Below are 20,356 nucleotides of genomic sequence, written 5' to 3' on the forward strand. Positions count from 1 at the left end.
ATCGTAATCGGATCAGCATTAAAAGCATTAGAAGATCCATCAAGCGAATGGGGAGATAAAATCTTAGAACTAATGGAAGAAGTAGACAACTACATTCCAGAACCAGTAAGAGATACAGATAAACCATTCCTAATGCCAGTAGAAGACGTATTCTCAATCACAGGTAGAGGTACAGTAGCAACAGGTAGAGTAGAAAGAGGTATCGTAAAAGTTGGAGACGAAGTTGAAATCGTAGGTATCAAAAAAGAAATCAACAAGTCAGTAGTAACAGGTGTAGAAATGTTCAGAAAACAACTTGACGAAGGTGTTGCAGGAGATAACATCGGAGCATTACTAAGAGGTGTAGATAGAACAGAAATTGAAAGAGGACAAGTATTAGCAAAACCAGGTTCAATTCACCCACATACAAAATTCAAAGCAGAAGTATACGTATTAACAAAAGATGAAGGTGGTAGACATACACCATTCTTTAACGGATACAGACCACAATTCTACTTCAGAACAACAGACGTAACAGGAGTAGTAGAATTAGAAGGCGGAGCAGAAATGGTAATGCCTGGAGATAACATTACAACAACAATCGAACTAATCACACCAATCGCTATCGAAGAAGGATTAAGATTCGCTATCAGAGAAGGTGGTAGAACAGTAGGTTCAGGAGTTGTTGCTGAAATCGTTGAATAATTTTAGTAAATGATAAATAAAAAAGAACATCAATAAAGATGTTCTTTTTTTATTTAAAATCAATTTCATCCAAAGTAATATTTTCTCGCTTTGCTATTTCTTTTAAATCTTCAATCTCAGGTTCAACTTTATTTACACCAAATCCTTTTGCAATATTAAATCTTACCATACCATATTTCGTATATATATTTTCAACCTTTTTATCCAAAACATATCTATCATATTCTTTTCTTCTTATATCAAAGGCCTTAGTATACTTAAATATTTCTTTAACAATAGATTCTTCATCTTCAGGATTTAATATGACTTCCATTAAGCTTGAATAACCATTTTTCTTATGTATTGGTATAGTATAAACATCTAAAACTCCTGATTGTAATAATCTTTCAAATACAAAATCAATTTCATTTGTGTTCATATCAGATAAATCAACTAAAAGAGAAATAACCTTATCTTCCGGAATTAATTGATTATTATAATCCCCAATAAATACTTCTACAAGGATATCTTCACTTTCCCCTACTCCATATCCAATATTATTATAAACTATACTTAAATCCTTTATAAACTCATCAGAATAGTATTTTATAATAGCAGCAGCTAATGGAGTAAGATTTTTTGTATTTTCTTTTACATGTACAGGAATTCCTTTTAAAATTTCATTTGCGATATAATAACTGCTATCTGCATTGTTACTCATATTACTTACTGAAATAAAAGATGATATAACTTTTTTTACATTTAATTTATTTATTAAATATGCTACCCCACATACATAAGTAATATCATAAAAAATCTTATCTTTATGAAAATGAACTTCACTTACATCAATCCCCTGTACTTTTGCCATAGCTAAAGTAAGAATAGAAAATATATTTTTTATATCTTCTTTTATATTAAAATCTAAATTCGTCTTATCTATAATATTATTAATTTCATTTAGTAAAATACTATTATGCTCATGTTCTTTTTCATGATTCTTTATTATTTCCTTCAAATAATCATCATAGCCTATCTCAAAAGCACAAAGGCTGTCTACTGGGAAGTCATTATTTTGCTCATGCTTAACATCCTGTTCTTTTTTTTGATATTTATTTCTTTCTTTTAAATAATCATCATAACCTACTTCATATGCATAAAGTCCGTCTAAAGGAAAATCCATAATTTCAGAATCTGATTTTTCATTATTTTCATTAGTTACATTATTATTTATTGTGGCTCTTTCTTTTAAATAATCATCATAACCTACTTCATATGCATATAAACTGTCAAGAGAAAAATCTTCTTCGTTAGAGCTGTCATTACTTTTTTTTTCTTTATTAACATTATCTATTTTATCCTTGTTTATGCATTTAAAAACATTATTATTTATTTTCCTATCGTTAAAAGAAATTCTTATATCACCAATTTTAAAATTATTTATTTCATTTAAAAATTCTATTTTATTATCATATAAATCATATAATGCAGATAATATACTTTCGCAGTCTGCACCATTAGAACAATTAACATAAATTTGTTTCATATTTCCTCCCAATATAAAATCTATCTATTTTTTATTGTTTAAATTTAAGTAAACATTATCAAACATCGGAGACATTGCAATTATGATTTTATCTCTATATGCAAAAATATTATCCATATCATCTTTCTTTACCGTTATAACAGCAGTATTATTTGTAACAGATAAATCAAAATCTCTAAAACTTAAAGAAAAAAGATATGCTTCAGTTTTTCAATATTGGATAAAAGTTTTTTTTGTTATTTTTTCACCTTCACATACTCTGGTTGCAAGACAAGAATACGAATTTTTATTTTCAATATCAAGCCCTTCCTTAAGAGATAGTTGTATTACATCTTTTTGCGTAATACTGCACATTTTTAAAGGTGATAAAATATTCATCTCCCTTAAAGCTTTTGTACCGGGACTGTCATATTCATCATCGGAAAAGTTAGTACCGTCAATTAATATCTCATATCCGTCTTCTTTTGCCTTGGTTTTTATAAGATTCATAAAATACTTCTTGCAAAAATAACATCTATTACTACTATTATTTACAATATCAGAATTATCAATAATATTTTGTGCAATTATCTTTAAATCTGCATCAACCTTTTTTGCAAATCTTAGACAATCTTTCATTGCAAAATTAGGCTGGAATTCTGTTTTAACAAAATACGCCGTTACATCTACATTATATTTTTTTGCCATATATAAAAGATATGAAGAGTCTATTCCTCCACTATATGCAAGAGCAACTTTCTTATATTTCATAAAGAATTCTTCTAATGTCATAATCTTCATCTCCTAAGATATTTGTTTACATTATAATACAAACCAACATAATTTAAAATATATATTAAATATAAAAAACGGGAGGCTTATTGCCCCCCGATTTTATTCCTCTTTATCTATTATTTCAGCTTCTACTTCAATTACTTCATTTTCATTTATATCAACTAAATTATTATTTTGATTTTTTTTGTATTCCTCATGTTCTTGCTTTCTTAAGTCATATTTTTTCTTTTTTATATAAATATAGATAGCAAGTGCCACAATACCAGGAGAAACCCACTGCATAAAAGTATTGACTTTTAATAGAGTATCCCCACCGGCTAATAAACTCATAACAAGAGCGATAAGAATAAATATTCCTGGAATTATTAATCCCATATGAATATTATCTTTTTTGCATAGTATAACTTGAAGCAATACAGCAGCCACTAAACAAATAATTATTATTATTGTACTAATCAAAACATTTCTCCTGAATTATTCTTGTAAGGCATTTACATAAAGTCCGTTTCTTAAATAGTCAAAATAATTTAATATAACTTGTTGAACTCCATTATAGTGAATTTCAAAGTGACAATGTGGACCTGTTGAGTTTCCTGTACTTCCCATTAAAGCAATTTTTTCACCTTGTTGAACTTTTTGTCCGACAGTAACTAAAATTGAAGAGTTATGACCATATCTTGTTAAATATCCATTACCATGATCAATATCCACACAGTTACCATATCCTGCATACCATCCTGCTCTAACAACTATACCTGTATCAGATGCATAAATAGGAGTTCCGGTAGGATTTGCAATATCAACAGCTTTATATCCCGCATGAGACCCTGCTTTATTTAAAGCTGATATCGTACCGCTTGCAGGCATAATGAATGTTCCGCTGCTTGTTGTAGGAGGAAGAGGTTTTGAACCTCTTGCAACAATTTTTGGAGTATAATCTTCAATTATTTCCTCACTTTGAACATCACTTTCAACAACTTCTCCATTTTCATATGTATTTACTGCCGTTACTTTCTTTTCTCCGTCTTTTCCTTCTTGAGTAACTTTTGTAGTCCCTACATAAACGCTTGAATCATCCTTATATATTGTTTTATAATCTACATCTTCTTTATAAGTTACTTGTTTTACAGTTGTTATTGTTATAGAAGGTTTTGAATCTATTTCTTCTGTAGCAAAATCATCTGCCCTAAAATTAAGAGCACTTACTAAGTTTGTCCCTTCTTTTGCTTCATCTATAGCATTTAAAATATTGCTGTCATCATTATTTACAACTTTATTATCTGAAGTATCGTTTAAGTATTCTATCGCTTCATGAACTTCCATAGCAGAATCTATAGAAATAAGTTTTTCTTTATATTCCAAATCTTCTTTTACTTCACTGCTTTTGATTACTTTTTCATTTTCATTCTCTTCTTCATAAATGCTTCCTATATTTGAAATAACAGTTTTTGCATCTTGAGTTGACGCAACTCTAACTGCTTCTTCTCCATTTACCGTAATTACTGCACCTTTACAAAAAAGAGGTAAGTTCATATTATATATTGCATTTTCACACTCATCACTATCTAAAATATCATTTGGATTTTCAATAGGTACTTTTTGATAACTTATAGATTTTTCATAGAATACATTTGAACTTCCATACCATTTCGTAAGGTTTGCATCTACATTTGTTAGAGCCTGTTCAAAATCTTCAACATTTTTTACAACCCCTATTTTAGTACCATTAAATACAACTTCATAAGCAAACAAATTATTGTAAGTAAATACACCAACACCTATAATAATTAGTACAAAAAATCCAACAACAACATTAAAAAAGTGGCTTTTAGCATAAACTCTAAAATCTCTAAAACCAAATTTTAATTTTTTAATGTAATATTTAATACTTAAAATTAAATCCGACAAATCTTCTTTTATTTCATTAATTTGTCTATTTAGCCAACTATCTTGATACTTCTCTCTTATTTTTGAAGGCTTCTTTTCTACTTTTTTACCGCCTGCAATTTTTTTAAATATATTTTCTTTTTTATGTATATAAGTTGATTCTTCAGCTATATGATATTTATTTTCTCTTTTTACAATTTGTCTGTAGACTTTATTAAGTTCTTGTTCCTCATTTCGTCTACTAACCCATTTCAATTTCATGAATAAACATGACCTCCCTGTGTTTTAACTCTTTATAGTTAATATCTACACGTATTAAAAGTTTACCATATTAGTAAAAAAAAATAAAGAATATTACTTTAATTTTAATGATACTTTGTGGAAACAAAAGAAAAAAATGGTTAAAACAAAGTGAAAAAGTCAATAATAATTTATATAAAAGGAGGTTTAGATGAAGCTACCAAAATATTCTTATTCATATGCAAAAAATCTTATAAAAAATAATATAGGTGAAGATGTTTATTTTATAAGGAAAGAATCCAGAGGGAAAATAATAAAACAAAAAGGAACAATAGAAAATGCCTATCAAAATATTTTTACTATTTCTACAATCTCAAATAACAAACAAAACACGCTTACTTTTTCTTACTGTGATATAATAAACCATTCCATTATTTTAAACATAAATAAGAGAAAGTTAATATAAATGTAATTTAACTTTTATAATATTGTGATATAATAAACTAAAATACAATAAGATTTGGAAAAGGAAACACAAATGAGTTATAAATGTGTCATTTTTGACTTTGATGGAACATTAGCTAATACAGAGAATGTAATATTTGTTGTATACAATCAAATTGCAAGAAAATACGGTTATAAAGAAATTACACATGAGTATATTGACGAATTAAAAAGACAGCCAATTCACAATATTGCAAAAGACCTTGGAGTTCCATATTTAAAAATTTTTTCACTAATGAAAAAAGGTCAGAAACTTATGAAAGAACATCATAAATCTATGGACCCATATGAAGAAGATATAAAAGATATTTTAATAAATTTAAAAAGCAATTTAAAATATATGGGAATTATATCTTCAAACACGAAAAAAAATATAAATAATTTTCTTAAAAACGAGAATATAAATAATATGGATTTTATTATTTCTTCACCTTTATTCTCAAAGGAAATTAAAATAAATAAAATCAAGAAAAAACTAAAATTAGAAGATGATGAAATTTTATATGTAGGTGATGAAGTAAGGGATATTGTTTCTGCTCATAAAGCAAATATTAAAGTTGCAAGCGTAACATACGGATATAACACAAAAGAATACTTATCTACAGAAAACCCTAATTATTTTATTGACAGCCTTAAAGAACTTTTGGATATAGTAAAAAACAGCTAATAAAGCTGTTTTTTATGTTTCCATAGAATAATTATCTTTTATTTTATTTAACATACAAAGGAAATCTTCACGTAGTTTTGTTGGATAAATAAGTTTCGCTTTATCTGCAAAAGTAAGCAGCCATGAAAACAAATAATCTTTATCATGAAAAGTATATTCAAAAATCAATTTATCGTCTAAAAAGTGCATATAACTTCCTTGTCCAAATTCATTTAACAATCTGTATTCCACACTTTTATCAAATAATATTGCTACATTAATACCTTTTCTATTTTTAAATATTTTGTCTATTTCTTTCTTTTCGTCTATGTCTTCTTTCTTCTTAAAAAAACATTCAACTTGATTTAAATTTAATATTTTATCTATATTATATACATTAATTTTTTCTTCATTCTCACAATATCCATATAAATACCAAGAATAACATCTAAAAGAAAGACTATAAGGATGAACTTTAATATTTACCTTTCCTTTTTTTAAAAAATAATCAAAATTAATAACTTTATTTTTTGAAATTGAATCATTTATTTTATCTATTTTATCAGATAAAGAATTATTAAAATAATTTGATAAATTTATATTATTTTCACTATCTGGATGTTCTTTAAACTTATCAAGTAAAATTTTATATCTGACATTGTTTGTCATGTTATCAAGACTCCTAAGTCCTGAGTATATCGTATCGGCATTATCTGTATTTAAAATATTATTTTGAGTTTTATATTCTTTATCTATCATTACTCCACCGTTTTTTCCTTTAACGGTAGTAATAGGAATTCCTGCATTAGATAACTCCAGTATATCTCTATTTATTGTTCTGATTGAAACATTTAATTTTTTTGCTAAAGATGAAACCGTAACTTTATCTTCTTCAATTAATGTTATAACAATACTAACAAGTCTGTCTATTTTCATATATGTAATATTACCTCTTTTATGTTTACTTTATATTATGATACTACAAAAATATAAAAAAACAAAAGGAGGCAAGCCTCCTTTAAATTCATGTAAAACTAAATATCCACATTCATAGAACAAATTGCAACTCCGCCTGCATCTTCGCATATTATTCCTTGTCTTCCCGCTCTTGAATACACTCCTGCAAATTTTCCATTATAAAGGAAAAGTCCGGGCATATTGTTAAATTCATCAAACACAAATTCCCCACTTTTTTCTTTTAAGAAATTCTTTGTTTTATACATAGGTGCGTATTCTTGAAGGAGATATCCTTTATTTGTATTTTCATCAACAAGTTTTTCAAATTCTTCCTTTGAATAATCAACTCCGGCATATACTCCCCTTGCTCCATATAAATCATCAGGTTTTATTATCCATTTATCCTTATTGTTTACAACTTCATCTCTGTTAAATTCTCCGTCTTTCAACCAGCTTGTTGCAGGAATGTGTTCTTTAATAAATTGAATTTCTTCCTCTGTTAAAAATTCAAAAGTTTCTTTTTGATGCATAATTTTATATATTATCTTATTATGTATAACCTGTGTTCTTATTGAACCGATTATACAAGTCTTTTTGTCTTTTATAGCTTCAATAAAAGCAGGAGCTTTATCGATCTTTTCCATAAGTTCGCTTGTTACGGCTCTTCTGTATACAGCATCAATCTTTACTCCGTCTTTTGAATATAATCCGTTATCATATTTTAACGTTGTTATATCTTCTATTAAAGTCTTATAACCTTTTTTCTCAAATCTTTGTTTAAATATTTTAAACTCTTCATTCGTTGCACTTTCCATAAAATCAACAATAGCAACAGTTGGGTTATCTACCTTATATTCAAAATCTGAGTAAATATTCATAAATTCATCAACCCATGTATCGAAAAGTTCAAAATGTCTTACATTGTATCTTTCACAAAATTTTAAAAATAATTTGTCATCTTTATAAGCATTGTTAAGTTCTCTATCTTCATTCATGGCACTTGCACCGTCGGCATTAAACTCACAAAACTTAAAAGAAAAATCATCTTCATTAAAAAATAAATCTATTCTCGCTATTGGAAGAGGCTGAGAATATCCATTGTCACAAAGAATAAGTTCTTCAAGTTCTTTTGAAAAAGGGAATAGTTTTCTGTAATTCTCATCTTCCATGTATTTATTAATTATTTTGCAAAGAATAGTATGTGTAGTTTTTGCTACATATTCAAAATACTCTATTACTTCATTTGTATAAAGTTTTGGAACATATGGAAATCTTATTGGGCTTCCATGATAAATCGCAGTAGAAGAATTTATATAATCAAAAGCTTTGTTATAATTCTCCTTTGAATATTCCAAATCTTCATTTATTAAATCTAAATATTCCTCCGTAAGTTCTCTTACTTTCATCTTACTCTCCTCTTTCTTTTTTCATTTTCAAAGTGAGTTTGTTTTTTGCAAGCTGATAAAATAAATCAACACTTTCTTTTTCTTCTTCATGCAAGTTTTCTTTTGCAATTTCTATCATTTCCATTATTATGTCAGAAGCATAAAAACCATAAACTTTAGCTTCATATCCATTTTGTATAATTTCTTCTTTTGCTTTTATAACATCTTCGTTTCTTACAAAACTAAATTTATCTAAAAAATATTTTATTGTTTCTTCATTATAAAATATTCCCTTTATTATTGCCGCATAAGAAAGAGCATAATACATTGGCATACAATCTGCCATTCTTATTTCCACATAATTCTTAAGCCTTACATCAGGGAAAAACATCGATATTAAATGTTCTATATCCTTTTTTGTTATTTCCTTATTTTTATATATATCCTTTATTTTTTTATCTTTTGTATAAATACTGTTACCTTGTTCGTCTTCAATTAAAATTGCAGGAGCATCTAAAATATATTTTGCATAATCTTCAAATCCAAAATCCTTATTTAAAGCATCTTTTACAACCATGCTTCTATCTTTGTCTACATCATTCCATATTTCTACCCTAATACAATTTTTCTTATATTCTTCTCCCTCAAATATAAATGTATTATCTGTCATTAAAGAAATTAAAGGTGAAAAAATATTTGCAAGACGGAACTTATTTTTAAAATCCTCTTCACTAAAATAATCAACACTTACTTGAGTTGAAGCAGAACCTTTCATCATGTTCTTACCATGGTTACCTACCGATGAAAAATAATCAAGCATATATTCATAACGTTTTTTAGGTATTAAATTAAGATTATCAACTTTCGACTTAGGTTGATATCCTGAGTATACGATTTTATAATTTAGTTCTTTTAAAATCGGAGTTATGTTTAAAAGAAAATAACTGTATTCTTCCAATATATCGGCTACTTTTATAAAAGGGCCAATGCTTATTTCAAGCTGACTTGCAGGCTCTAAGGAAATATTTGATTTATTCTTCGAAAGTCCAATAAGATTACCGTCTTTATATACCTTCTCATCAAAAAATGGACTTAATTTTTCGAGAATATATCTTACACCATGTTCTTCATAATAATCTACACTTTCCATATTCTCTTTAACAATAAAATGCTCAAGTTCAACACCTAGAGTTTTATCTTCTTTTTGTTTTATTCCATTTTTAAAATAGTCCACAAACTTCTTTAAATTTATGTCATAATAATTCATAGTGTTACCTTCTTAATCTTCTTTACTCTCTTCAAATTCACTGTTTATTATTTCTTTTGCAAGCTCATAATCTTCTTTATTTACATATATATTAACAGGCATTGCACTTTTTCCAATTATAACCTTTGCTCCGCCAATATCTGTGTCATATTTTAACTTTACTTTTATATTGCAAGAATCAAGAAGCCCTTCTACAACACAGGCTTCAACATCGTTATTTACTTCCATTAAAAACTTCATATTATAATTTTCTTTTATTTTCATACTAAATACCTCGGTTTTATTATAACCTATTGTAAAATTTTTACAAATATATTTTATAATAACACAATTCAATAGTTTAAAAATATTTTTGACAATAAATAATAAATTTTTTATAAATACCCATATTTTGAATAAAATTTTAAATGTATTTTAATATTGAATAATAAATATTTAAAATGTAAAATAATTATATCAAAATAAATTTAAAGAGGTAAATTATGAAGGTATCTGTACTTGGATGTGGTAGATGGGGAACTTTTTTAGGTTGGTATAGTGACAAAATAGGTCATGATGTAACAATATGGGGAAGAGAAAATTCCAATAATTTAAAAGAATTAATAAATACAAGAAAAAACAAATATTTATATTTAAGTGAAAACACAAAGCTAACAACCAATTTAAAAGAAGCTGTTGAAAGTAATGAGATAATTATAATTTCAATTTCCTCACAACAACTAAGAAATCTATTAAAGAATATAAAAGAATTTGATTATAAAGATAAAATTTTTATTCTTTGTATGAAAGGCATCGAAATAGCTACAGGTGACAGACTTACACAAGTTGTCGAAGAAGTTCTTGGCGAAAATGCAAATGTTGCAGTATGGGTTGGACCTGGACATGTTCAAAGTTTTGTAAAAAGAATTCCTAATTGTATGGTTATAGACAGCAAAAGCGAAGAAATAACAAATAAAGTAGTTAAAGAATTTTCAAGTGATCTTATAAGACTTTATATAGGAGATGATTTGATCGGCGATGAAATAGGAGCTGCAGCAAAAAATGTAATTGGTATTGCAGCGGGAATGCTTGATGCTGTGGGATACGCTTCACTAAAAGGTGCATTAATGGCAAGAGGAGCAAGAGAAGTTTCAAGACTGATAAAGGCTATGGGAGGACGAGAAATCACTGCTTATGGACTTTGTCACCTGGGAGACTATGAAGCAACACTGTTCAGCGAATTCTCAAACAACAGAAAATACGGAGAAAACTTCGTAAAAGGCACAAATAGTGACAACTATCTTGCAGAAGGAGTGACAACAGCAGAGGCACTTGTTAAATTAAGCAAAAAATATAATATAGATATGCCAATAACCTCCGGAGTAAATGCCGTTCTCAAAGAAGAAGTAAATCCTCATAAAATGTTAAAAGATATGTTTCTCAGAAGCGTAAAAAAAGAATTTTATTAAAATATTTGTATAAAACAAATAATCAAATCTACAATAAAAACATATCGGTTTTAAATAAACAACAAACCGATATGTTTTATATTACCAACATTATTTCTATTTAATTAACATAGCATATAGAGCAATTCATTCTTAAAAATGAAAAGTTTCCAATGCTTTTTCCAACTCACTAAAATCGTTTTTGTCTGTAGTAAAAAGTATATAAACAACATTATCTCCGTTTTGTATCGCATAATATCTTGAATAAGTAGAATAACCTTCTCCCATATCATCTTCATACTCAATCATTATAGCTTCTCTATCATCAATATTTAAATCTATCTTATTTTTTATTTCAACACTTTCTTTTTGAAAAGATATCCAATTATCAATATTATTTTCTATATTATCTTTATATTCGTTTGTATCAAAATAAAAATAATAATTTTTGTTTATATCCTGACTGTTTGAAAAAGAAGTTCCGCCAGAATCATAATCCACCTCATAATCTTCCCATTCTTTAGGTATTTGCATATATGCACTGTCAGTTACTTTCAGCTCTTTACCTAATGTATTGTCGTTTTTAAAAAACATACCCCATAACATAACCATAGATATTAAAAGCGCAATAATAAAAGCACACACTGTTATAATAATCAAAGGTTTTTTGTTAAATGATTTTTTTGACTCAATACCGAATAATTCTTCCTCTCTTCTCTTTTCCTCTTCTTCTTGACGTCTTTGCTCTTTCAATATTTTTTTTTCTTTTCTTGAAATATCCATGTCATTTTCCCCTTTTATGTTATAAAATATAAAATTAAATTTTTAAAAACACTAACATCCCAGAAAATTTTTATGAAAACTATTTGGTTTTTAAATAATTTATAAGTCCGCCGTTTTTAAGTAACATTCTTTCTCTGTCTGATACAATAAGTCTTAATTTATATTCTTTATTTTTAGTTTCATTTTTAATTATGACTTCATCTGTATCAAGTTGCTTTAATACATCTTTTGCACTTAAAACGTCATCAATGTCTATAGTATCATAATCAGCCTCATCTATAAATGTTAAAGGAACGATACCGTTGTTGATTAAATTATTTTTATGAATTCTTGCAAATGATTTTGCTATAACAACTTTTACACCAAGATACAAAGGAGCTAGAGCAGCATGTTCCCTACTTGAACCTTGTCCGTAGTTATCTCCTGCAACGATAATTGAACCTTTTTCTTCTGCTTTTGCTTTTGTAGCAAAGTTTTCATCAACAGGTCTTAAGCAGAATTCACTTAAATATTCAATATTTGATCTAAATGGAAGAAGTTTAGCATTTGAAGGCATAATATCATCAGTTGTAATATTATCACCAAGTTTTGTTACTGCTTTTAATTCAAAATCATTATATATAACGCTTGCTTTAGGGAAAGGTTTAATATTTGGACCTTTTACACTGACTTTGTTTTTATCAGGTTTTGGCATAATAAACATATTATCGTTGATAATATATTCACTTGGTTCTTCAACAACAAAGTCAATTTTTCCGTAAGGATCGGCAATTTCACCTTTTATTGCAGAATAAGCAGCAACTTCTGGAGATACAAGATATACATTTGCATCTACAGTACCACTTCTACCTTTAAAGTTTCTGTTAAATGTTCTTAGAGATACCCCGCCAGAGTTAGGGCTTTGTCCCATACCAATACAAGGACCACAACCACATTCAAGTATTCTTGCACCTGCGTTTATTAAATCAGAAAGTCCGCCGTCTCTTGAAAGCATATCAAGAACTTGTCTTGAACCGGGAGCTATTGTAAGAGATACGTTATCTGCAATTGTTTTTCCTTTAAGTATTTTAGCTGCTGTCATTAAATCTTCATAAGAAGAGTTTGTACAACTTCCGATTGATACTTGAGTTATTTTTGTTCCTTCAAGTTCTTTTACGCTTTTTACATTATCAGGTGAATGAGGACAAGCAGCAAGAGGTTTTAGTTCGCTTAAATTAATTTCAAGATTTTCATCATATTCACAGCCTTCATCAGCACATAAAGGTTTATAATCTTCTTCTCTGTGTTGTGCTTTAAAGAATTTAAGAGTTACTTCGTCTGAAGGGAAAATTGATGTTGTAGCACCAAGTTCCGCACCCATGTTTGTAATAGAGCCTCTTTGTGATACTGTTAGAGATTTAACTCCTTCACCATAGTATTCTATAACTTTACCAACTCCGCCTTTTACAGAAAGTCTTCTTAAAACTTCAAGAATTACGTCTTTTGCGCTAACGCCTTTATCAAGTTTTCCTGTAAGTTTTACCCCTACAACTTTAGGCATTGTTAGATAATATTCACTTCCTGCCATAGCTGCTGCAATATCAAGACCACCGGCGCCAATAGCAATCATACCTACTCCACCGCAAGTAGGAGTATGAGAATCTGAACCAAGAAGTGTTTCACCTGGCATAGAAAATCTTTCAAGATTAAGTCTATGACATATTCCATTTCCGGGACGAGAATAAATAACCCCGATTTTATCTGTTACTGTTTGAATATATATATGGTCATCCATATTTTCAGGACCTGTTTGAAGCATATTATGGTCAATATAAGCAACAGAACGTTTTGTCTTTACTTTATCATCACTTATTGCTTCATATTGCAAATAAGCCATTGTTCCAGTTGAGTCTTGAGTAAGTGTATTATCTATTCTTATTGAAATACCTTCTCCGGCTACCATGTTCCCACTTACAAGATGACTTTCAAGTATTTTATATGTAAGAGTCTTTTTCATAAATTTATCTCCTTAAAATTTCATTTAATCTATATTATCAAAAAAATTTGGAATTTTCAATAAATAATAGAAATATATAAACATGAAAACGTATATTTATGCAAAAATAATAAAATAATAATTATATATAATAGGGATTTTTAAATGAGAATCTATTTTTATATAAGATACCATATGTATAAAAATTAATATATGTAATTATAAATTTATAAAATAAAACAAGTATATATATTATTTATAAATAAGTTTCTTAAAAATATCTTATTTTTAAACTACTTATATTTTAAATAAGATTTGTTTAAAATATAATGAATAATTAAAAAAAGGAAGTTTGTCATGATTAGGCTAAATTTAAAGTATTTACTACAAAAAGAAAACAAAACAAGATATTGGTTAATGAAGCAGTTAAACAGTAACTACACAACTGTAAACAAACTCGTTGAAAACGAGACTACAAAAATTACTTTCGATATGCTTGAAAGACTGTTAAAAGTATTTGACTGCAAAATTGAAGATTTGTTAATCGATGATGAAGAAAACAAAAACGAATAAAAAACTCCTTATGGAGTTTTTTTATTTACTGTAAGATATCAACATCTTTTAAAAATCGTTTAAACATGCTATAATAAACCATCAAAACATATATGAGGAAAGAATATGAAAGATTTAAAAAATTATTTATTTGAAAATATTTTACCTTACGTAGAAAAACCATCAAGATATATCGGAGATGAATTTAACAGCGAAAAGCCAAAGGAAAATCCTGCGGTTAGATTTGCTTTTTGTTTCCCTGATATATATGAAATAGGAATGTCACATCTTGGAATGAAAATACTTTATGAAGTATTAAATAATATGGATGATGTAATGTGTGAAAGAGTATTTGCTCCCAACATGGACATGGTTAACCTTATGAGAGAACACAACTTCCCATTATATACTTTGGAAAGTTTCTCAAAAGTATCAGACTGTGATTTTGTAGGTTTTACAATACAATTTGAAATGTGCCTTACAACAGTTCTTTTAATGCTTGATCTTGCAGGAATTCCATTCCTTGCAAAAGACAGAACCGAAGATGATCCTCTTGTTGTTTGCGGAGGTCCTTGCACATGTAATCCAGAACCATTTGCAGACTTTTTTGATTTGATGATGCTTGGAGAAGGAGAAGAAGTATTACCTCACTTAATGGAATTATATAAGAATTCTTCTTCAAAAAAAGATTTCCTTATAAAAGCCAGTGAAGTTACGGGAGTATATATTCCAAACCTTGAAGAAATCAAACAAGAAAAAGTAGAGAAATCTATTATTGAAAGTATGAACAACGTATACACAATAAAAAAACCGGTTGTTCCATACACTCCGGCAGTACATGACAGAATAACACTTGAAGTAATGCGTGGATGTTTCAGAGGATGTAGATTTTGCCAAGCAGGAATGATATACCGTCCCGTAAGACAAAAATCTCTAGAAAACTTACAAAAGGAAGCAAAAGCTTTAATAGAAAATACAGGGTATGAAGAAATGTCTCTTTCAAGCCTTAGCACAACAGACCATTTTCATTGTATGGATTTAATAAAACATCTTGTTTCAACTTATAAAGATAAGAAAGTAAATATTTCTCTTCCATCTCTTAGAATGGATCAATTCTCTCTTGAATTATCTGAAGAACTTGGAAATCAAAAGAAAGGTTCTCTTACTTTTGCCCCTGAAGCAGGCAGCCAAAGAATGAGAAACATAATAAATAAAAACTTAACCGAAGAAGAAATCTTATCAACAATAAAACAAGTATTTGAAACAGGATACTCAAAAATAAAACTTTATTTTATGATAGGTCTACCATACGAAACAGACGAAGATATAAAAGGTATTGCAGACCTTGCACAAAAAATAATTGATGTATATTACAGCATAGATAAGAAGAAAAGAGCAAAACCATTTAAACTTACTGTAAGCACATCGTGCTTTGTTCCAAAACCTTTTACGGCATTTCAGTGGTTCCCTCAAAACACAATGGAAGAATTTCACAGAAAACAACAATATCTAAAATCTGTAATGCCAAAGCAGGTAACATATAATTACCATGACAGCAAACTTTCAATGCTTGAAGCAGTGCTTGCAAAGGGAGACAGGAGCTTGTCACAGGCGATAATAAACGCATATAATAACGGATGTGTATTTGACTCATGGTTTGATCATTTCAACTATGAAGGCTGGATAAAAGCCTTAAAAGATATGGGAATAGATGCACAGGAATATGCATCAAGAAAGCTTACTTATGAAGATGAACTTCCTTGGGATAAATTCGATTATCATGTAGATAAAGAATTCTTAATAAGGGAAAATGAAAAAGCAAAAAAAGAAACCACAACCCCGCCTTGTCATAAACAATGCTCGGCTTGTGGGATAAGCAAAGCATATGGGAGGTGTAAATTTGAAGTATAGACTTAAATATATAAAAGTAGATAATCTCGTTTTTATATCTCATCTTGATATACTAAATGTAGTACAAAGATCATTTAGAAGAGCAGGAATGGATCTTGAACATTCAAAAGGTTTTAACCCTCATCCAAAAGTACACTTTGCCCCACCGCTGCCTTTATTTACGTCTTCTAAGGGAGAATATATGGATGTTGAAACTAAAGAAGATTATGAAACTAATGAACTAATGGAAAGATTAAACAATGCTCTTCCTGATAATCTTCAAATAATAAAGGCAGAAAAACTTGAAGAAGGTTCAAAAACACTCGGGAAAGTTCTTGACAGTGCCATATATCAAATAAAAATATATATAAGTGAAGAAAATAATAATCTTGATGATAAAATAAATGACTTTATAAAAAATTCCATTGAATTAAATATAACAAAAATAAATAAAAAAGGAAGAGAAGTAACAAGAGACATAAAACCAAATATATTTGATTTTACATGTGAACAAGAAAATAATGTATTAATCATAAACACTACTCTTTCTTTAAGAATAAATGAAATTTTATCACCAAATGATTTATTAAAACTTTTAAGAGAAAACTTTGAAGAAATTGAAAAAGCAAACAAAGTAAAGTTGGAAAAAAAAGATACAATACTATTTCCAAACTAAAATATGTATGCTATAATAAATTGAATATGTGAAAAATAATAGGTTACAAAATATATGGAGGTATATAATTTATGATTTCAGCAGGCGATTTTAGAAATGGTGTAACATTTGAAATGGACGGAGACGTATTTACAATTGTTCAATTTCAACATGTAAAACCAGGAAAAGGAAGCGCTTTCGTAAGAGCAAAAATAAAAAACATTAAAACAGGTTCAACTGTAGAAAAAACATTTTCACCAAACGAAAAATATCCAAAAGCAGAAATTACAACAAAAGAAATGCAATATTTATACAACGATGGTGAATTATACTATTTCATGGATGGTGAAACTTTTGACCAAATTCCACTTAACTACGACCAAGTAGCAGATGCTATTATCTACTTAAAAGAAAATGATAATGCTACAATCAGATTCCATGCGGGAGAAGCTTTCAGCGTGGCACCTCCATTATTTGTTGAATTAGAAATAACTCAAACAGAACCTGGTTTTAAAGGTGATACAGCTCAAGGTGCAACAAAACCTGCAACTGTAGAAACAGGCGCTCAAGTTAATGTTCCTTTATTCGTTGAAGAAGGAGATATCATCAGAATCGATACAAGAACTGGTGAATACATGGAAAGAGTTAAATAGTAAAAAATATAAGACCGCAATATGCGGTCTTTTTTAATTAAAGAAATTACCATTTAAAGATAATAAAAAACAATTTACTTGATTTTATAGACCTTTTTAGATATTATTAATAAGTAAATAATTAGGAGTGGTATCGAAGTGGTCATAACGGGATTGATTGGAAATCAATTGTACTCTTATCGGGGTACCGTGGGTTCGAATCCCACCCACTCCGCCATAATTTATAAGCCTTAGGGCTTTTTTTATTTATCATAAAAACATAAGAAAAGACTGTTAAGAATTCTTAACAGTCTTTTTTATTTTTATAAATATATAAACTTCCTATTGCCATTAAAGATATTATAAGCAAAGTAACATAAACTATAACATTATTCTCATCTGATGTATTAACTAAAGAAGCTGTTGTCTTATCGTTTCTATCACCGTTAGAGATAATATAATCAGAGTCTTCATATCCGCAAACACTACATTTTCCGTTTACATAATTATGAGCTTCAAAAATAGCAGTAATTATAACATCACTATTTGGCATTGTAAATATAGTTTCTACTGCATTTATATTAGAAAAAACAATATCCTTTCCGCTCGTTATGCTCCATGAAGTAAAATGTCCGTTCTTATTATTATCATTTGCTTTTATGCTTACTATTTCACCTTCTCCAAAATTACCGCTTCCACTTCCATTTTCAACGGTTAATTTATATATTCCTTTGATTATATCTTTATAATTGATCCAGTCATTTGAGCTTTTATATTCTTCAACCAAAGCAGAAGGAACATAAATAACAGAAAGACTATTACAATTATAAAAAATATCATCTCCAATAGATACAGGAGTTTCACTCAATAAATAAACCTTTTTAAGCAAAGTACAATTTTCAAATGCATATCTTTCTATTGATGTAACATTCTTTGGAATTGTTATTTCAGTTAAAGAACTACATCCATCAAAAGTATATTTACTAATTGATGTAACTCCATCCGGTATGTTTATCTTTGTTAATGAAGAGCAGTCTTCAAAAGCGTACTCTCCTATTGATGTTACATTATTTGGAATTGTTATTTCCTTTAAGGAACTGCATCCTTCAAAGGCAGAACTTCCTATTTTCGTTACTTTATCCGGAATGATTACTTCACTTAATGAACTGCATTCTCTAAATAGATAACTGCTAATTGATGTTACTCCACCTGGTATATTTACCTTTGTTAATAAAGTACAGCCTGAAAATACAGAACTTCCTAATGTTGTTACAGTATCTGGAATGGTTATTTCACTTAAAGATCTACATCCTTTAAAGGCAGACCCATTAATTGATGTAATTCCATCTGACATAGTTACCTTGCTTAATGAATAACAATCTTCAAAGGCAGAACTTCCTATTGTTGTCACACTGCTTGGAATTACTATTTCACTTAATGATTTACACCCATCAAATGTATAATTATTAATTGATGTCACTCCATCCGGTATGTTTATATTTGTTAATGAATAGCAATTTTTAAATGCAAATGTACCTATTGATGTTACACTATCTGGTATATTTATTTCTTCTAGTGCTTCGCATGATTGAAATGCATAATCGCCTATTTTCGTTACATTACCTAAAATGTTTACTTTACTTAAGGCTTTACACTCAAAAAATGCATAATTACTAATAGAGGTTACCCCCTTAGGTATTGTTATTTCATTTAATAAGATACACCCTTGAAATGCACTTTCCTCAATAGAGGTTACATTTTCAGGTATTGTTATTTCACTTAAAGCTCTACACCCGAAAAATGATAAAGTACCTATTGATGTCACGCTATCCGGTATGGTTATTTCACTTAATGAGTAGCATTTGTAAAATGTATTTTCGTTTATTCTACTTACTCCGTTAGGTATATTTATTTTAGTTAATGAAGAGCAGTTTGCAAATGCATTTGTCTCAATCGATGTTACACTATCTGGTATGGTTATTTCAGTTAATGCCTCACATAACTGAAAAGTACTGTCTTTGATTGATGTTAAATTATTAGATAATGTTACGTTTTCAAGTCCATAACAATATTTAAACACCCATCCTCCCATTGAAGTTACACTGTCTGGAATTACTATTTCCTTTAACGCTTCACAACTTTCAAAAGCAGAGTCTCCAATATGTGTAAGAGTGTTTGGAAGTTCTATATTTGTTAATGAGGAACAAGCATAAAAACCTTGACTATCGATTTCGGTAATCGCATACTCTGTTCCATTCCCGTCTCTTATTTCTCCCGTTAAATCAAGAGTTGTAAAACTTCCTTTTTGATTTGCTCCTATGGTTAAACTATTTCCGTCAGCCGTTACATTATTTATTACTAATTGAGTATTTTCACTGTTTGTTAATGTTTGGTTTTGTGCATTATACGTCCAGTCGTCTGATGCAGCAAAGCTTTCCTTTGGAATAAAAAGGAATATAAAGGCAAAACATATAGCAAGCATACATAAACATTTGAGTAATTTCTTCTTCATGGCTTTCTCCTTTAATTTTAACGTTATAATTATTTTATCATATTTACTAATCATTTGTATA

General features: G+C 28.6%; 19 protein-coding genes and 1 tRNA gene. 9 read left to right on the forward strand and 11 right to left on the reverse strand.

The features are described from left to right. Positions 1 to 684, forward strand: a 684-nt coding sequence (locus M6G78_RS08500) for an EF-Tu/IF-2/RF-3 family GTPase (protein WP_253230159.1), incomplete at its 5' end; no start/stop codon positions are given. Between the two features lie 49 nt (positions 685 to 733). On the opposite strand, the gene larC is transcribed toward M6G78_RS08500, so the two are convergent. The 4 genes from larC to M6G78_RS08520 form a co-directional block, all read right to left on the reverse strand. Beyond that, positions 734 to 2,209: a nickel insertion protein gene (larC, locus tag M6G78_RS08505; RefSeq protein ID WP_253230160.1), complete on the reverse strand. Its 1,476-nt coding sequence runs from the start codon at positions 2,207 to 2,209 to the stop codon at positions 734 to 736. 210 nt (positions 2,210 to 2,419) lie between these two features. Further along, complete coding sequence (locus tag M6G78_RS08510) at positions 2,420 to 2,980, reverse strand: phosphoadenosine phosphosulfate reductase family protein (RefSeq protein ID WP_171020684.1); 561 nt, start codon at positions 2,978 to 2,980, stop codon at positions 2,420 to 2,422. A gap of 102 nt (positions 2,981 to 3,082) precedes the next feature. Then, positions 3,083 to 3,442 carry a hypothetical protein gene (locus M6G78_RS08515; RefSeq protein WP_138269715.1) on the reverse strand — a complete coding sequence of 120 codons (360 nt, stop codon included), beginning with the start codon at positions 3,440 to 3,442 and terminating at the stop codon, positions 3,083 to 3,085. 15 nt (positions 3,443 to 3,457) lie between these two features. Further along, positions 3,458 to 5,131, reverse strand: a complete 1,674-nt coding sequence (locus M6G78_RS08520) for a peptidoglycan DD-metalloendopeptidase family protein (RefSeq protein ID WP_253230161.1) — start codon at positions 5,129 to 5,131, stop codon at positions 3,458 to 3,460. Positions 5,132 to 5,321: 190 nt separating this feature from the next. Here M6G78_RS08520 and M6G78_RS08525 point away from each other — a divergent pair, with 190 nt between their 5' ends. Both M6G78_RS08525 and M6G78_RS08530 read left to right on the forward strand, forming a co-directional pair. Next, a complete protein-coding gene (locus M6G78_RS08525) occupies positions 5,322 to 5,576 on the forward strand; it encodes a Veg family protein (protein ID WP_138269713.1) in 255 nt (84 codons plus the stop codon). Between the two features lie 72 nt (positions 5,577 to 5,648). Continuing rightward, positions 5,649 to 6,281, forward strand: a complete 633-nt coding sequence (locus tag M6G78_RS08530; RefSeq protein ID WP_138269712.1) for an HAD-IA family hydrolase — start codon at positions 5,649 to 5,651, stop codon at positions 6,279 to 6,281. Positions 6,282 to 6,293: 12 nt separating this feature from the next. Here M6G78_RS08530 and M6G78_RS08535 read toward each other — a convergent pair whose 3' ends face one another. The 4 genes from M6G78_RS08535 to M6G78_RS08550 form a co-directional block, all read right to left on the reverse strand. Further along, positions 6,294 to 7,196, reverse strand: a complete 903-nt coding sequence (locus M6G78_RS08535) for a YafY family protein (protein WP_253230162.1) — start codon at positions 7,194 to 7,196, stop codon at positions 6,294 to 6,296. A 98-nt stretch (positions 7,197 to 7,294) separates the two neighbouring features. Further along, complete coding sequence (locus tag M6G78_RS08540) at positions 7,295 to 8,623, reverse strand: glutathionylspermidine synthase family protein (protein WP_138268149.1); 1,329 nt, start codon at positions 8,621 to 8,623, stop codon at positions 7,295 to 7,297. A 1-nt stretch (position 8,624) separates the two neighbouring features. Beyond that, positions 8,625 to 9,869 (reverse strand): glutamate-cysteine ligase family protein, encoded by a 1,245-nt coding sequence (locus M6G78_RS08545; protein WP_253230163.1) that lies wholly within the window; start codon positions 9,867 to 9,869, stop codon positions 8,625 to 8,627. A 12-nt stretch (positions 9,870 to 9,881) separates the two neighbouring features. Continuing rightward, positions 9,882 to 10,133 (reverse strand): putative signal transducing protein, encoded by a 252-nt coding sequence (locus M6G78_RS08550; RefSeq protein ID WP_138268151.1) that lies wholly within the window; start codon positions 10,131 to 10,133, stop codon positions 9,882 to 9,884. 218 nt (positions 10,134 to 10,351) lie between these two features. Here M6G78_RS08550 and M6G78_RS08555 point away from each other — a divergent pair, with 218 nt between their 5' ends. Next, positions 10,352 to 11,317, forward strand: coding sequence for an NAD(P)H-dependent glycerol-3-phosphate dehydrogenase (locus M6G78_RS08555; protein ID WP_253230164.1), 966 nt, complete (start codon positions 10,352 to 10,354; stop codon positions 11,315 to 11,317). A gap of 132 nt (positions 11,318 to 11,449) precedes the next feature. Here M6G78_RS08555 and M6G78_RS08560 read toward each other — a convergent pair whose 3' ends face one another. Both M6G78_RS08560 and M6G78_RS08565 read right to left on the reverse strand, forming a co-directional pair. Continuing rightward, positions 11,450 to 12,079: a hypothetical protein gene (locus M6G78_RS08560; RefSeq protein ID WP_253230165.1), complete on the reverse strand. Its 630-nt coding sequence runs from the start codon at positions 12,077 to 12,079 to the stop codon at positions 11,450 to 11,452. Positions 12,080 to 12,158: 79 nt separating this feature from the next. Continuing rightward, positions 12,159 to 14,075 carry an aconitate hydratase gene (locus M6G78_RS08565; RefSeq protein ID WP_138268154.1) on the reverse strand — a complete coding sequence of 639 codons (1,917 nt, stop codon included), beginning with the start codon at positions 14,073 to 14,075 and terminating at the stop codon, positions 12,159 to 12,161. 336 nt (positions 14,076 to 14,411) lie between these two features. On the opposite strand from M6G78_RS08565, the gene M6G78_RS08570 reads away from it, so the two are divergent. From M6G78_RS08570 to M6G78_RS08590, 5 genes are all read left to right on the forward strand, one after another. Then, on the forward strand, positions 14,412 to 14,627 hold the full coding sequence (locus M6G78_RS08570; protein WP_138268155.1) for a helix-turn-helix transcriptional regulator: 216 nt from the start codon (positions 14,412 to 14,414) through the stop codon (positions 14,625 to 14,627). A gap of 105 nt (positions 14,628 to 14,732) precedes the next feature. Then, positions 14,733 to 16,517 (forward strand): TIGR03960 family B12-binding radical SAM protein, encoded by a 1,785-nt coding sequence (locus tag M6G78_RS08575; RefSeq protein WP_253230166.1) that lies wholly within the window; start codon positions 14,733 to 14,735, stop codon positions 16,515 to 16,517. After that, positions 16,507 to 17,172 carry a TIGR03936 family radical SAM-associated protein gene (locus tag M6G78_RS08580; RefSeq protein WP_171020554.1) on the forward strand — a complete coding sequence of 222 codons (666 nt, stop codon included), beginning with the start codon at positions 16,507 to 16,509 and terminating at the stop codon, positions 17,170 to 17,172. The genes M6G78_RS08575 and M6G78_RS08580 overlap by 11 nt, the downstream gene beginning before the upstream one ends. 71 nt (positions 17,173 to 17,243) lie before the next feature. Beyond that, a complete protein-coding gene (gene efp / locus M6G78_RS08585; protein ID WP_138268158.1) occupies positions 17,244 to 17,804 on the forward strand; it encodes an elongation factor P in 561 nt (186 codons plus the stop codon). A 124-nt stretch (positions 17,805 to 17,928) separates the two neighbouring features. Next, positions 17,929 to 18,021, forward strand: a tRNA-Ser gene (locus tag M6G78_RS08590). A gap of 66 nt (positions 18,022 to 18,087) precedes the next feature. On the opposite strand, the gene M6G78_RS08595 is transcribed toward M6G78_RS08590, so the two are convergent. Then, complete coding sequence (locus M6G78_RS08595) at positions 18,088 to 20,295, reverse strand: leucine-rich repeat protein (protein ID WP_253230167.1); 2,208 nt, start codon at positions 20,293 to 20,295, stop codon at positions 18,088 to 18,090. Positions 20,296 to 20,356: the final 61 nt, after the last annotated feature.

It is taken from the genome of Anaerofustis sp. NSJ-163, assembly GCF_024135845.1.
Taxonomy (GTDB): domain Bacteria; phylum Bacillota; class Clostridia; order Eubacteriales; family Anaerofustaceae; genus Anaerofustis; species Anaerofustis butyriciformans.